Annotated in this window: 8 protein-coding genes; 3 read left to right on the top strand and 5 right to left on the bottom strand. The window is 60.7% G+C overall.

The annotated features are described in order from the left end of the window. From mscK to D8U18_RS27555, 3 genes are all read right to left on the bottom strand, one after another. Positions 1-2,474: mechanosensitive channel MscK (mscK, locus tag D8U18_RS27545; RefSeq protein WP_131109150.1), on the bottom strand; the 2,474-nt coding region annotated here is incomplete at its 3' end. 35 nt (positions 2,475-2,509) lie between these two features. Then, the gene (locus D8U18_RS27550; protein ID WP_056852306.1) at positions 2,510-4,252 is read right to left on the bottom strand and encodes a potassium/proton antiporter; all 1,743 of its coding nucleotides are present in this window, start codon (positions 4,250-4,252) and stop codon (positions 2,510-2,512) included. A gap of 415 nt (positions 4,253-4,667) precedes the next feature. Beyond that, entirely contained in the window at positions 4,668-6,293 is a 1,626-nt protein-coding gene (locus D8U18_RS27555) for a methyl-accepting chemotaxis protein (protein WP_131109151.1), read from the bottom strand. A gap of 274 nt (positions 6,294-6,567) precedes the next feature. Here D8U18_RS27555 and D8U18_RS27560 point away from each other — a divergent pair, with 274 nt between their 5' ends. The 3 genes from D8U18_RS27560 (at position 6,568) to D8U18_RS27570 (ending at position 9,132) form a co-directional block, all read left to right on the top strand. Then, positions 6,568-6,798 carry a hypothetical protein gene (locus tag D8U18_RS27560; RefSeq protein ID WP_056852308.1) on the top strand — a complete coding sequence of 77 codons (231 nt, stop codon included), beginning with the start codon at positions 6,568-6,570 and terminating at the stop codon, positions 6,796-6,798. Next, positions 6,795-7,094: a cell division protein ZapA gene (locus D8U18_RS27565; protein WP_056852309.1), complete on the top strand. Its 300-nt coding sequence runs from the start codon at positions 6,795-6,797 to the stop codon at positions 7,092-7,094. Before D8U18_RS27560 ends, D8U18_RS27565 begins: the two co-directional genes overlap by 4 nt. Positions 7,095-7,194: 100 nt before the next feature. Beyond that, entirely contained in the window at positions 7,195-9,132 is a 1,938-nt protein-coding gene (locus D8U18_RS27570) for a methyl-accepting chemotaxis protein (RefSeq protein WP_130907018.1), read from the top strand. A 158-nt stretch (positions 9,133-9,290) separates the two neighbouring features. Here D8U18_RS27570 and D8U18_RS27575 read toward each other — a convergent pair whose 3' ends face one another. Next, entirely contained in the window at positions 9,291-11,093 is a 1,803-nt protein-coding gene (locus D8U18_RS27575; protein WP_130907019.1) for an acyl-CoA dehydrogenase, read from the bottom strand. A gap of 230 nt (positions 11,094-11,323) precedes the next feature. Next, positions 11,324-14,233, bottom strand: a 2,910-nt coding sequence (gene putA / locus D8U18_RS27580) for a trifunctional transcriptional regulator/proline dehydrogenase/L-glutamate gamma-semialdehyde dehydrogenase (RefSeq protein WP_131109153.1), incomplete at its 5' end; no start/stop codon positions are given.

Raw genomic sequence — 14,233 nt, forward strand, 5'->3', positions numbered from 1 at the left:
CTGATCGGCACCATGCTCATGTTGGCGCCGGTGCCGCTGGTGTATTCGTAGAGGGTGATGTTGTCCAGGTACGAGAACACCGTGATCAGGTCGGCCCAGACCCAGTACAGCAAGGCCATGAAACCGCCGAGCAAGGCCAGGCGAATCAGGCGCAGGGACTGTTCGTTGACCTTTTCGATGTCCATGGTCGGCTCTTCGATCACCGCTTCGCCATCGCCGGCCTCCTTGGCCGCCTGCCGCTTGGCGAGGGCGCGCTGATAGGCCAGGCGACGGGCCGCTACGCTCAGGCCACGGACGAAGGTGGCTTCGATCACCAGCCAGAACATCAGCAGGTACAGGGTGTTGATCAGGCGGTCGCTGAGTTTGAGTGCGGTGTAGTAGTAGCCGAAGCACACGGCCACGAACAGCGCCACGGGCAGGATGGTGAACATGACGCCCACGGCTTTGCGGAACAGCGAGGCGTTTTCGTGGGTCGGGCTGCTGACCAGCAGGCGGCTGAGCAGCAATGTCATCAAGGCGTAGCAAGTGAGTACGACCGGCATGCCGATCACGTCATCGGCGAGCCCGGCCGGTTGCAGTTCGGCAACGGCTACCACTGCCACCAGGGCCATCACCACCATCCCGAGCCGACGGACCCAGCCCCGGAGGAATTCGACCTGAGGTTTTTCCCAGCGGAAATGCAGTTCAGCCACGCCGCCTGGTGCGAGGATGCGGTAGGCGGTGTAGAACACCAGCCATGCCTGGGCCATTTGCAGCAAGGCCGCGCCCATATTGGCGTTTTGCCCGCGGGCGTCGATTTGCAGGGCCAGGCCGCACAGGGCCAGACCCAGCGAGACCGGCATCGCCAACAGGATATTGATCAGGATCGCCTGCGGGGTGTGCCACTGACTGTCACGCTTGAAGTGGCCGATGTCCTGGTGAACCTTGTTCAGACGGGCATACAGTTGCTTGCGACGCCACAGCAGGGCGCCGATCAACAGCGCGAGCGGCAGGAACAGCAGCGGTCGTTGGGTCAGGCCATCAGTCAACTCGCTCAGGCTCGAGGCCAGGGGCAGGGAGTCGACCTGGCGTTGCAAGCGATCCGGCACGCTGCGAAGCCATTCAAGATCCAGCGGTTTATTGCTGGGAATCCAGAACATCTGCTCGTCCAGCGTCGCACGCAGGCTTTGCGCGGTGCTGAGCAATTGCTTCTGGTTCAACTGCAGGGTGATGGACTCGTTGAGCACTGCGCTCAATTCGCGGTTCAGGCGCTCGAGCAGGTCGGCACGCGTGGTCGCCAGTTCCAAGAGGCTTTTGCGCAACTGCGGGGTGACTTGCTCGGGCGGTTGGGCGGCCAGCAGATTGTCGACATAAGTGGCCGGGTTGCTGAGCAATTCCCGTTGTTGGCTGACTTCGAATTGATACAGCCGAATGTCGGCGATCTGGTCGGCGAGGTCGCGATCGACCTTGAGGCGCGGCAGGGCCAGTTTCTGTTTGTAGAGAATCTTCGAGAGCAGCAGGCTGCCCTTGAGCACGCTGATCTGCTCGTCCAGCGCCGCATCGCTTTGGGTCACGCTGTCCAGCTGTTGCTTGGTCTGCAGGTTCTGCTGGGTGACTTCGTTGAGACGGTCAGTGCTTTTGAGCAGGTAATCCGAGAGTTTCAGGTTGGCGGTGCTTTCAGTCGCCAACAGGCTGCTGCCGCCGGCCTTCTGTGCTTCGATCGACTGCTGCGTCACCGTCTCCTGGGATTGAGCCAGGCGCTTCTGATTGATCAGGCTTTGCAGGTCCTGGATTTCCCGGTCCAGGCGATCGGATTTTTCCGACAGCAAATCATGCTGGCTGTTGCCCAGGTCTTGCAGCTGGGTATTGCCGGCCAGTTCCTGGCGCCGCAGCGGGATCAAGGCGTTGAGGGCGGCGAGCTCGGCATTGAGCTGGTCGCGCTGCTCGGCGCTCAGGGTCTTGCCGGCGTCTTTGCCGGTCTTGAGCATATTGTTGATTTGCTGGATACGCGTCTGGCTGGCGGAAATTTCCGCCTGGGCACGCTCGGGACGGGTCTGTGCAGTAATGATCAGGCTGTTGGCGTCCGCCAGGGCTTTCTGCAGATCGCTTTGCTGGGTCGATCGCTCAGTGAGCATTTGCTCGAGTTGCTGGATCGACTCTTTTGCGAAGCGTTGCGATACGGGCGCGACGACGCTGGCCTTGAGGCGCGTCAGCTCACGCTGGTTTTCGATGGTTTGCTTGGGCGCGGTGGCCAGTTGCTGCTTGAGATCGCTGAGTTTCTGCTCGTAATCACGCTGATTGTTGAGCTGCGTCAGCGTGCCTTGCAGGACGGACTGCAGAGCCTTTTGATCGGCCTCCGGCAATTTGCGGTCGGCAATCTTGTCCAGACTCGTCTGCACAGATTCGCGGGAGGGCGGTTCGGCGGCTTGCAAAGGTCCGACGGAGAGGCTCAGGCCCAACAGGGCCAGGACGAAAAAGGTGCGCAGGCTTGACATAGAGACCGATCAAAATACGAGGCGAAGAGTGGAGTTTAGAGGAACAAGCCCGGACCCGGGCGACTTCCTTCGGGGAATCTGACGCCCACTTTGTCGATCTTGTTCCCGTCCATGACCGCGACAGTCCAGAGGGTGTTGTTCCACTCCACCTGGTCGCCGACCACCGGCGCTCCCCCGACTTTCTGGGCGATGAACTTGCCCAGAGTCATCTGCGGATCGATGTCTTCGACCTTCAACCCGTACAGGGCAGCAACCGCGGCCAGCTGGGCGTCTCCTTCGAGAACGAAGTCGCCGAAAAAGCGCAAATCGAGGCCGCGTTGCGGTGCCTGGCTGAACAGTTTTCCGAGGGCCGCAAGGTTGTGTTCATGGCCGATTACGCACAGTAAATCATCGACTTCCAGCACCGTACTACCCGACGGATGGAGCAGTTGTTGACCACGAAACAGGGCAGCGATGCGGGTACCTTCGGGCATTTTCAGTTCGCGCAGGGGCGAACCGATGCACCATTTTTCGGCACCGAGGCGATAAACGAACAGTTCCCACTCACTGGTGACATGCACTTCGAGCGCAGACCGGGAAATCGGCGCGGGCTCCGGTGGCACCGTGACCTTTAGCAGCTTGGCGACCCACGGCAGGCTGGTGCCTTGTACCAGCAGCGAGACCAGAACGATGAAGAAGGCCAGGTTGAAGTACAGCTGAGCATTGGGCAGGCCGGCCATCAGCGGGAACACCGCCAGAATGATCGGTACCGCGCCACGCAGGCCCACCCAGGAAATGAACGCCTTTTCGCGGCCATGGAACGCCTTGAACGGCAACAAACCCACCACCACTGACAGCGGCCGCGCAAACAGAATCATCCATAGCGCCAAGGCCAGGGCCGGCAAGGCAATCGGCAGCAAATCGTGGGGCGTGACCAACAGCCCCAGCACCAGGAACATGCCGATCTGTGCCAGCCAGGCCATGCCGTCCAGCATGTGCAGGATGCCGTGGCGGCTGCGTACCGGCCGGTTGCCGATGACCAGACCGCACAGGTACACCGCGAGGAAACCGCTGCCGTGCAAGGCGTTGGTCAGGGCAAACACCACCAGACCACCGGCGATCACCAGGATCGGGTACAGACCGGTGGCCAGATTGATCCGGTTGACCAGTTGCAACATCAGCCAGCCGCCGCCGAGGCCAATCACACCACCGATACCGAACTCGCGCAGCAGGTGCGCCAGCAGGCTCCAGTGCAGCCCAGTCTGGCCGCTGGCGAGCATGTCGATCAGCGTGACGGTGAGGAACACCGCCATCGGGTCGTTGCTGCCGGATTCGATCTCCAGGCTGGCGGTCACCCGTTCGTTCAAGCCTTTGCCGCCCAGCAACGAAAACACCGCCGCCGCATCGGTGGAGCCGACGATGGCGCCAATGAGCAGGCCCTGGATCAGGTTCAGGTCGAACAGCCAGGCCGCGGCCATGCCGGTCAGCCCGGTGGTGATCAACACCCCGACCGTGGCCAGCGACAACGCCGGCCACAACGCCACGCGGAAACTCGAGACACGCGTGCGCAAACCGCCGTCGAGCAGGATCACCGCCAGTGCGAGGTTGCCGACCAGATAAGCCGTGGGGTAGTTATCGAAAATAATGCCGCCGCCGTCGACGCCGGCCGCCATGCCAACGGCCAGGATGATCACCAGAATCGGGATGCCGAGGCGCGACGAAAGTGAGCTCACCAGAATGCTTGCACCTACCAGCAACGCGCCGATCAAGAACAGGCTGTTGATGGTCGTCGCATTCAAAGGCAGTACTCCAGAAAGCTAAAGGCGGGCACAAACTGACCATGCAGTCTGCGTGCCAGCGATTCTAACCTGTTGAAATGTGATGCTGTCAAAAAGCTTTTCTGGTTTATACCAGATCGTTCCCACGCTCTGCGTGGGAACGCCTCAATGGACGCTCTGCGTCCACTTCCGGGGCGCGGAGCGCCCTGGGCTGCATGCTCACGCGGAGCGTGGAACGATCATGGAAAGCTTTTGAAAGCAGTCTTGCACACCCTCTTGAGCAGGGTGGGATCAGTGTGGCGAGGGAGCTCGCTCCCGCTGGGCGCGTAGCGCCCCCAAACGACACAGCGGTTCGTCAGATTCAGCGCATGGGTCAATTGCGACTGCTTCGCAGCCGAGCGGGAGCAAGCTCCCTCGCCACAGAGGCGACTTCAGATTAAAGGCTGAACCGCCCAACCATGGTGTTCAGGTCCACCGCCAGACGCGACAACTCACTGCTCGCTGCGCTGGTCTGGTTGGCGCCGGTGGCCGATTGCACCGACAAATCGCGGATATTCACCAGGTTGCGGTCCACTTCACGGGCCACTTGCGCCTGTTCTTCAGCAGCGCTGGCGATCACCAGGTTGCGTTCGTTGATTTCGACAATGGCGCTGTTGATCGTATCCAGCGACATACCGGCGCCGCGGGCGATGTTCAGGGTCGATTCGGCACGCTCTGTGCTGTTGCGCATCGAATCCACCGCATGTTCGGTGCCGCTCTGGATGCTGCCGATCATGCGCTCGATTTCGCTGGTCGACTGCTGGGTGCGATGAGCCAGTGCCCGCACTTCGTCGGCCACCACTGCAAAACCACGACCGGCTTCACCGGCACGTGCAGCTTCGATGGCCGCGTTCAGGGCCAGCAGGTTGGTCTGGTCGGCCAGGCCACGGATCACGTCCAGTACTTTGCCGATGTCGCGGGACTCGTTCGCCAGGTCGCCGATCAGGGTCGCGGTGCTCTGAACATCGGCGCTCATGCGTTCAATGGCGCTGACGGTTTCCTGCACCAGATCACGGCCGTCGCCGGCAGACGCAGTGGCGTTCTTCGAGGCTTCGGACGTACTTACGGCGTTGCGCGCGACTTCTTCCACTGCACTGGTCATTTCATTGACCGCGGTGGCGGCCTGTTCGATTTCGTTGTTCTGCTGGGTCAGGCCACGGGCACTTTCGTCGGTGACGCTGTTGAGCTCTTCCGCGGCGGACGCCAATTGCGTGGCCGAGCCGGAAATCCGCTGCAGGGTGTCGCGCAGTTTGTCCTGCATCTTCGACATCGCCAAGAGCAGGCGGCCGGCCTCATCTTCGCCATCGACGGTGATCGGGCGCGTCAGGTTGCCTTCGGCAATCTGTTCGGCGGCGTTCAGTGCGTTGGCGATGGGTCTGGTGATACTGTTGGTCAGCAACCAGGCGAACAGCATGGTCAGGGCGGTGGCGATCACAAGCAGGGCGATCACCAGATTGAAGGCCGAATCGTATTGGTCGGCGGCTTGCTGGTTGGTGTCGAGGGTCTGCTGAGTGTTGATCTCCAGCAGTTTGTTCAGCACCGCATTGACCGCTTCGGAGTTACTCAGCAGCTCAGCGTTGAGCAGGTTGCGCAATTCGTCGACCTGATTGTTGCGCGACAGGGTCTTCATCCGATCTTCGATCTGGCGGTATTGCCCAAGCAACTGCACGTATTGATCGTAGGCCGCACGTTCCTCGGGGCTGCTGATCAGTTTTTCGTAGACGTTCTGGGCGGTGCGGATCTGCTGGTTGCGCATTTCCAGCAGCTCCATGGTCTTGTGCTGCACATCTGGTTCACGGTTGACCAGCAAACGGTAGGACAACACGCGCAAACGCAGGGTCAGCTGGGTGAACTCGTCGAGGCTCTTGATGCTGGGCACGCTGCTGACGGTGATGTTCTCGGCGGCGTCGCGGATCTTGCTCATCTGGTTCAGGGCGAACACGCCCAGCAGCATCATCAAACCGCCAATCAGGGCAAAACCGAGGAACGCTCGCGGCGCGATATTCATATTTCGAAGGGACATGGTGTTTACCGAAGAGAGCGCACCAGAGGGTGCCGAGGCTGACGTATGGATGACTTATCGGTCATGCGCCTGAAGTCTTGAGTCCCTGCGCGGTTTTGCCGCACAAACGTCATGGCGACGAAGTGCAGGAACCAGATCGGCCGATCACAGTCTCTACAGTTCGCGAGAAAGGTCGGTCGTCAGGAAAATCAGGGCCTTGGGCCCGTATAACCCTGGCTTCCACAGTGACTTTTCTTTATCGTACGCGCCCTTTGAAAATGCCTGGAAAATCAAAATGTTGGAAGCATCCCTAAGCCAATTGGAACAGCTGGTCAGCGACCTGGTGCAACAGAACCAGACCCTGCTCGGCACCAACCAAGCCCTGAGCGCCGAACTGGCCCAGGCCAAGGATGAAAACGAAAGCCTGCAACTGAGCCTGATGGAACAGGAAGAGAAACAAGGCGCCACCGCCGCGCGCATTCAAGCCCTGGTTGAGCGTGTGAGCGCTGGCCCAGTCAGCGCATGAGTTACGGCCCGGGTGTGAAAGTCGTCTCGATCCTGGGTGAGGACTATTCGATCAAGGCCCCGGCCGGGGAAGAGCAGACCCTGCTGGACGCTGCATTAATGTTGAAGGCTGCCCTGGCCGACACCAAAAAGAAGTACCCGACGCTGATCGGAGACCGATTGCTGGTACTGGCCGCGATGAATCTGTGCTCGCAACAGATCGAAATGCAGAAGCAGCACAAGCTCGAACTCGACCGTTACCAAGAGCAAGTCAACGCCACGGTTGAAGTGATCTCCAAGACGATCAATCAGGCCTGATCGGCTTTGCGCACAACCAAAGAATAAATTGTCGTTTGCGTTGTATACAATCGGCACGGCTGTTGCAGTGTTTCAGCCTCTTATTCTTTGGGGGTGCTCCATGCAGTTCTGGCGACGCAGTATTCAATGGCAGTTGATCTTGAGCATGGGCACCGCCCTGCTCGTCAGTATTCTGATCGTGGTTGGCATTTATACCCTTGTGGTCAATCGCCTCGCCCAGCGTTATCTGGTCGAACAAGCGCTGCCGTCGAGCATCGAAGCGATGCGCAACGACATCGAGCGCATCCTCGTTCAGCCACTCACCGCCGCCAAGGACATCGCCAGCAACAGCATGGTGCGCGACTGGTTGGCCGAGGGTGAAAACAGTGCCCAGGCCGCTACGTTCACCACTTACCTCGAAGGCATCCGCGCCGAACACAAGGCCTTTACCGCACTGATTGTCGGCACCGCGTCCAACCACTACTTCAATGAAAAAGGCCTGGACCGGACCCTCAGCCGCACCAACCCCAAAGACGCGTGGTTCTATGCGTTTCTCGATAGCGACCAGCCGCGCACCCTCAACATCGACAATGACACCGCCAGCGGAGAATTGGCGCTTTTCATCGACCTTAAAGTCGAAAAGGCCGGCAAAGTCGTGGGCGTTGCCGGGCTGGGCCTGAGCATGAAGGAGCTCTCCGAGCTGATTCACAACTTCAGTTTCGGAGAGCGTGGCAAGGTCTATCTCGTGCGTTCCGACGGTTTGATCCAGGTTCATCCCCAAGCGCAATTGAGTGGTAAACGTACTCTGGCAGAGCAAATTGGCGCGGCGGCGGCCGGCGCGTCTCTGGGTCAAAAAACTGCCACGAGTAATAGCTTCCAGCGGGACGGTGAAGACTTCCTCGCATTAAGCCTGCCTTTGCGCGATCTCGGCTGGACCCTGGTGGCCGAAGTGCCGCAGTCGCAGATTTACGCTGAAGCCCGTCGCGCCATGTGGATGAGCAGCGGCATCGGCCTGGCAGTGGCGGTGATATGCCTGTTGCTGGTGGTGTTGCTGGCCCGTGGATTGGTCCGACCGATCCGCCAGGTAACAGCGGCGTTGGTGGCCATCGGTAGCGGTGGTGGCGATTTGACCCATCGGCTGGATTCCAGCCGCGCCGATGAGCTGGGCGATCTGGCGCGAGGGTTCAATCGGTTCCTCGACAGCCAGCGCGACATGATCGGCGAAGTGCTCACCACCAGCGAGCGCTTGCGTACGGCTGTCGGGCAAGTGGCGCGGGTGGTGGAAAACACCGCCGAACGCTCGGGCCGACAACAGGAAATGACCGACATGGTCGCTACTGCGGTCCATGAGATGGGCCTGACCGTGCAAGAGATTGCGCAGAACGCCGGTAACGCGGCAGTCGCTTCGCAAAACGCCCGGGATGAAGCAATGCAGGCGCGGGAAGTGGTCGGCGGATCGATCCGGCACATTGAAAGCATGTCCGACGAAATCGGCGTTGCCGCCACGGCGGTCGGGGCGCTGGCCCATCAGGTGGCGTCTATCGATCAGGTGTTGGCAGTGATTCGCGGGATCTCCGAGCAAACCAACCTGCTGGCGCTCAACGCTGCCATCGAAGCCGCACGTGCAGGCGATATGGGGCGCGGGTTTGCGGTGGTCGCCGATGAAGTGCGCACACTGGCACGGCGTACACAATCGTCCACCGATGAGATTCAACAAATGATCGGCAGTCTCAAGCAGGGCGCGGAAAATGCGGTGTCGTCGATGCATTCCGGGCAAGCGGCGACCGGTACCGGTGTCGAATCCAGTCAACGCACCGGAGCGTCGTTGACCGCGATTACCGGGCAGGTCGAGCGCATCAGCGACATGAATCATCAGGTGGCAACGGCGACCGAAGAGCAGTCGGCAGTGACCGAAGAGATCAACCGTAACGTGCAGGGCATTTCCGATCTGGCCCGGGCGACGGCGGGGGAGGTCAGGGCTTGTCGTGAGGATTGTCAGACATTGCAACGTCTGGCGGACGATCTGGCGCGGCAGATGGGTGGGTTCAAGCTAAGTTAAGAGACAACTTTGTGGCGAGGGAGCTTGCTCCCGCTGGAGTGCGAAGCACTCTAAAATCCGGCAACCCAGGTGTATGTGATGCACCGAGTTGCCTGTATTTGCGGCTGCTTCGCAGCCGAGCGGGAGCAAGCTCCCTCGCCACAAAAACTTGCCAGTCGTCAGAACCACTCATCCTGCATGCCCAGGCAGACATCATCCCGCGCTTCAAGAATCGCCAGTTCATGGTGACAACCCGGTACTTCCCACGTCAGGAAGTACCGCGCCGCCTGCAACTTGCCTTTATAGAAGCTCACATCCGCCGCATTGCCCTTGGCCAGGCCTTCTTCGGCGCGAATCGCCTGTTCCAGCCAGCGCCAGCCAATCACCGTGTGCCCGAACACCTTCAGGTACAGCGCCGAATTCGCCAGGCTGCTGTTGACCTTGCCTTGGGCCAGGTCGGTCAGCAGGCCGATGGTTACGGTTTGCAGGCGCGCCACCAGTTTCTCCAGTGGTTCACGCAACGCAGTCAGCGAATCAAACGCCTGTGCACGCTCGGCGGTGTCGGCGATCAGGCGGATCAGTTGCTTGAGCCCCGCGCCGCCATTCTGCGCCAGTTTACGGCCGAGCAAGTCCAGGGATTGAATGCCGTGGGTGCCTTCGTGAATCGGGTTCAGGCGGTTGTCGCGGTAATACTGCTCCACCGGGTATTCGCGGGTGTAGCCGTGGCCGCCGAGGATCTGGATCGCCAGTTCGTTGGCCTTCAGGCAAAACTCCGACGGCCAGGATTTGACGATGGGGGTCAGCAGATCCAACAGTTCATGGGCCTGCTTGCGCGCCTCTTCCGTCTCGAGAGTCGTGGTGTCATCGAACAGCCGTGCCGCGTACAGGCCAAGGTCGAACGAACCTTCGACGTAGGCTTTTTGCGTCAACAACATGCGCTTCACGTCGGCATGTTGAATGATCGCCACAGGGGCGGTATTGGGGTCTTTGCTATCCGGCACCCGTCCTTGCGGACGTTCGCGGGCGTATTCCAGCGAATACAGATAACCGGCATAGCCAAGCATCACTGCGCCCATGCCGACACCGATGCGCGCTTCGTTCATCATCTGGAACATATAGCTCAAGCCATGGTGCGGCTTGCCCACCAGATAGCCGACGCACTCACCGTTGTCACCGAAGTTCAGTGCGGTAGAAGTAGTGCCGCGCCAGCCCATCTTGTGGAACAACCCGGCCAGCAGCACGTCATTACGCTTGCCCAGGCTGCCGTCATCGTTGACCAGGAATTTCGGCACGATAAACAGGGAGATCCCCTTCACCCCGGCCGGTGCGTCCGGCAGCTTGGCCAGTACCATGTGCACGATGTTTTCCGACAGCGGATGGTCGCCACCGGAGATGAAGATTTTATTGCCCTTGAGTCGATAGGTGCCGTCAGACGCAGGCTCGGCGCGCGTGCGAATATCCGACAACGATGAGCCTGCATGGGGTTCAGTCAGGGCCATGGTGCCGAAGAAACGGCCGTCGATCATCGGTTGCAGAAAACGGCGTTTCTGCTCTTCGGTGCCGAAGCTTTCGATCAGGTTCGCTGCGCCCATGGTCAGGAATGGATACGAAGTCGACGCTGCGTTCGCTGACTGAAAATGCGCGAAGCACGCCTGGGACAGCAGTGTAGGAAGTTGCATGCCGCCGGCGTCGAAACTGCGCGCGGCATTGAGGAAGCCTGCTTCAAGGAACGCATCCACCGCCGGTTTCACTTCCGGAATCAGAATCGCCTGACCGTCCTCGTAGCGCGGCTCGTTCTCGTCACCCTTCCGGTTGTGCGGGGCGAAGAACTTTTCGGCGATGCTTCTGGCAGTGCCGATGGCGGCATCGAAGGTTTCGCGATTGTGCTCGGCGAAACGCTCACGCTGGGTCAGGCCCTCGGCATCGAGGACTTCGTACAGCTCGAAAGCCAGATTGCGGGAACTGAGCAACGTCTCGGACATGGCGGCCTACCTTTTATTGGGATGGGCCGAGTCTAGGCGTGCGAATTGAGGCTGAACAGGATGATTGATAGCGGTGATGTTGGAGCCGAGCACCGACTTGATCGTTCCCACGCTCCGCGTGGGAATGCAGCCCAGGACGCTCCGCGTCCCCAAACGACGTGACGCAGAGCGTCACAGGAGGCATTCCCACGCAGAGCGTGGGAACGATCACACGATCTTGGTGCAGAGGTTTAACCGATGGTCATCAAGCTGGCATTACCACCTGCCGCCGCGGTGTTGACGCTCAGCGCCCGCTCGATCACCAGACGCTCCAGCGCAATGTTGGACTCGCCTTGCGACAGACCCTGTACGCCAACGATTGCACCGGCACGCTTGGCAACCTGCTGGCATACCGCGCGCAACTGATCGGAATGGCCGTGATGCAGAACCGCATCAAACACCACCTCGTCCTTGTTCCAGTCGGACACCAGCTTGATGCGTGCCTGAATGTCCTTCGGCAGGCGTGCGAACAATGCCTTGGTCAACTCGGCTTCCGGCCATACCGCCGAACCGCCGACAGCCAATACCGCTGCCAGTTGAGTCAACAGGTCGCCTTCGACTTCCGCCAGGCACAGCACGTGCTCACGCGGCAGAATCGCATAGCTGTTGCGCTCGCCGGTCGGGCCTGCCAGTACGCGGGTGATACCGCTTTGCGATTGCGCGGCGAACTGCACGCACAGGGTGCTCAGGTCAGCGAATTTGTTGCTGTCGGCCCAGGCTTTCAGGGCGGTCAGCGGCTTGCTCATGGCTTCACGCAGTCGTACATCCGGTGCGGCAAGAGCATCACCGCGAGCGAAGGATTGTTCGATCGCATCGGTAGGACGCGTCGACAGCAGACGGTACAGGTACAGCGGGCCGCCGGCTTTCGGGCCAGTACCCGACAAACCTTCGCCACCAAACGGTTGTACACCGACCACGGCACCGACGATGTTGCGGTTTACGTAGACGTTACCGGCATTGACGTTATCGATCACCTTGGCGATGGTCTCGTCGATGCGGGTGTGTACACCCAACGTCAGGCCATAGCCGGAAGCGTTGATCTGGCCGATCAGTTGGTCGATGTCTTTGCGCTTGTAGCGAACCACGTGCAGCACCGGGCCGAAGATCTCCCGTTGCAGTTCGTCGAAGCTTTCCAGTTCGATCAATGTCGGCATCACGAAGGTGCCGCGTTTGACTTCTTCGGCGTCGGCGATGGCCACCTGGTACACGCTGCGTCCTTTGTCGCGCATGGCCTGGATGTGTTTCTCGATGCCAGCTTTGGCTTCGGCGTCGATCACCGGGCCGATGTCCACGGACAGGCGCTCGGGATTGCCGAGACGACTTTCAGCCATGGCACCCTTGAGCATTTCGATGACGCGGTCGGCGGAATCTTCCTGCAGGCACAGGACGCGCAGGGCCGAGCAACGCTGGCCGGCGCTGTCGAAGGCCGACGAAACCACGTCGATCACCACTTGTTCGGTGAGGGCCGAAGAGTCGACGATCATTGCGTTCTGGCCGCCGGTTTCGGCGATCAGCGGGATCGGACGGCCCTGGCTGTCCAGGCGACCGGCGATGTTGCGTTGCAACAGACGAGCGACTTCGGTCGAACCGGTGAACATCACGCCTTTGACGCGATCGTCACCCACCAGACCGGCACCGACGGTTTCGCCACGGCCCGGCAGCAGTTGCAGCACGCCTTCCGGGATGCCGGCTTCGAGCAGCAGGCGCACGGCCTGAGCCGCGACCAGCGGAGTCTGTTCGGCAGGCTTGGCCAGTACCGGGTTACCGGCGGCCAACGCAGCAGCGACTTGACCACTGAAGATTGCCAGCGGGAAGTTCCACGGACTGATGCATACCACCGGACCCAATGGGCGGTGGGCGTCATTGCTGAAATCGTTGCGCGCCTGCACCGCGTAGTAGCGCAGGAAGTCCACGGCTTCGCGCACTTCGGCGATGGCGTTGGCGAAAGTCTTGCCGGCTTCGCGAGCCAACAGGCCCATCAGCGGCTGGATCTCGGCTTCCATCAGGTCGGCGGCACGTTCCAGGATCGCGGCGCGTTCGGCGGGCGGGGTGGCCTGCCAGATCGGTGCGGCGTTGAGGGCGCACTGGATGGCGTTGTCGACGTCTTCGACAGTGGCTTCCTGAACATGGCCAACCACGTCACGCAAATCGGACGGGTTCAGCACCGGCGCCGGCGCTTCGTTGCTGGAAGCGCAACCGAGCATCGGCGCGGCTTTCCAGTGGTTGTGCGCGGTGGCGAGCAGGGCGCAGGACAGCGAGGCCAGGCGATGTTCGTTGGCCATGTCGATGCCGGCGGAGTTGGCGCGCTCGGCGCCATACAGGTCACGCGGCAATGGAATGCGCGGGTGCGGCAGGCCGAAACCACCTTCCACGGTCGCCATCTGCTCGATGCTGGCCACCGGATCGGCCACCAGTTCCTGAATGGAGATCGACTGATCGGCGATACGGTTGACGAACGAAGTGTTCGCGCCGTTTTCCAGCAGGCGACGAACCAGGTACGCCAACAGGGTTTCGTGGGTGCCGACCGGAGCGTACACGCGGCAAGGACGGTTCAGCTTGCCTTCGGAAACTTTGCCTACAACTTGTTCGTACAGTGGTTCGCCCATGCCGTGCAGGCACTGGAATTCGTACTGGCCCGGGTAATAGTTCTGACCGGCGATGTGATAGATAGCTGACAGGGTGTGGGCGTTGTGCGTGGCGAACTGCGGGTAGATGACTTCCGGCACCGACAGCAGTTTGCGTGCGCAAGCGATGTAGGAAACGTCGGTGTAAACCTTGCGGGTGTAGACCGGATAGCCTTCCAGGCCTTCGACCTGGGCGCGCTTGATTTCGCTGTCCCAGTACGCGCCTTTCACCAGACGGATCATCAGGCGATGACGGCTGCGGCGAGCCAGGTCGATCACGTAGTCGATCACATAAGGGCAACGCTTCTGGTAAGCCTGGATCACGAAACCGATGCCGTTCCAGCCAGTCAGCTGCGGTTCGAAGCACAGGCGCTCGAGCAGATCCAGCGACAGCTCGAGGCGGTCGGCTTCTTCGGCGTCGATGTTCAGGCCGATGTCGTATTGCTTGGCCAGCAGGGTCAGCGACAGCAGGCGCGG

This window comes from Pseudomonas sp. Sample_10 (genome assembly GCF_004321495.1).
Classification (GTDB): domain Bacteria; phylum Pseudomonadota; class Gammaproteobacteria; order Pseudomonadales; family Pseudomonadaceae; genus Aquipseudomonas.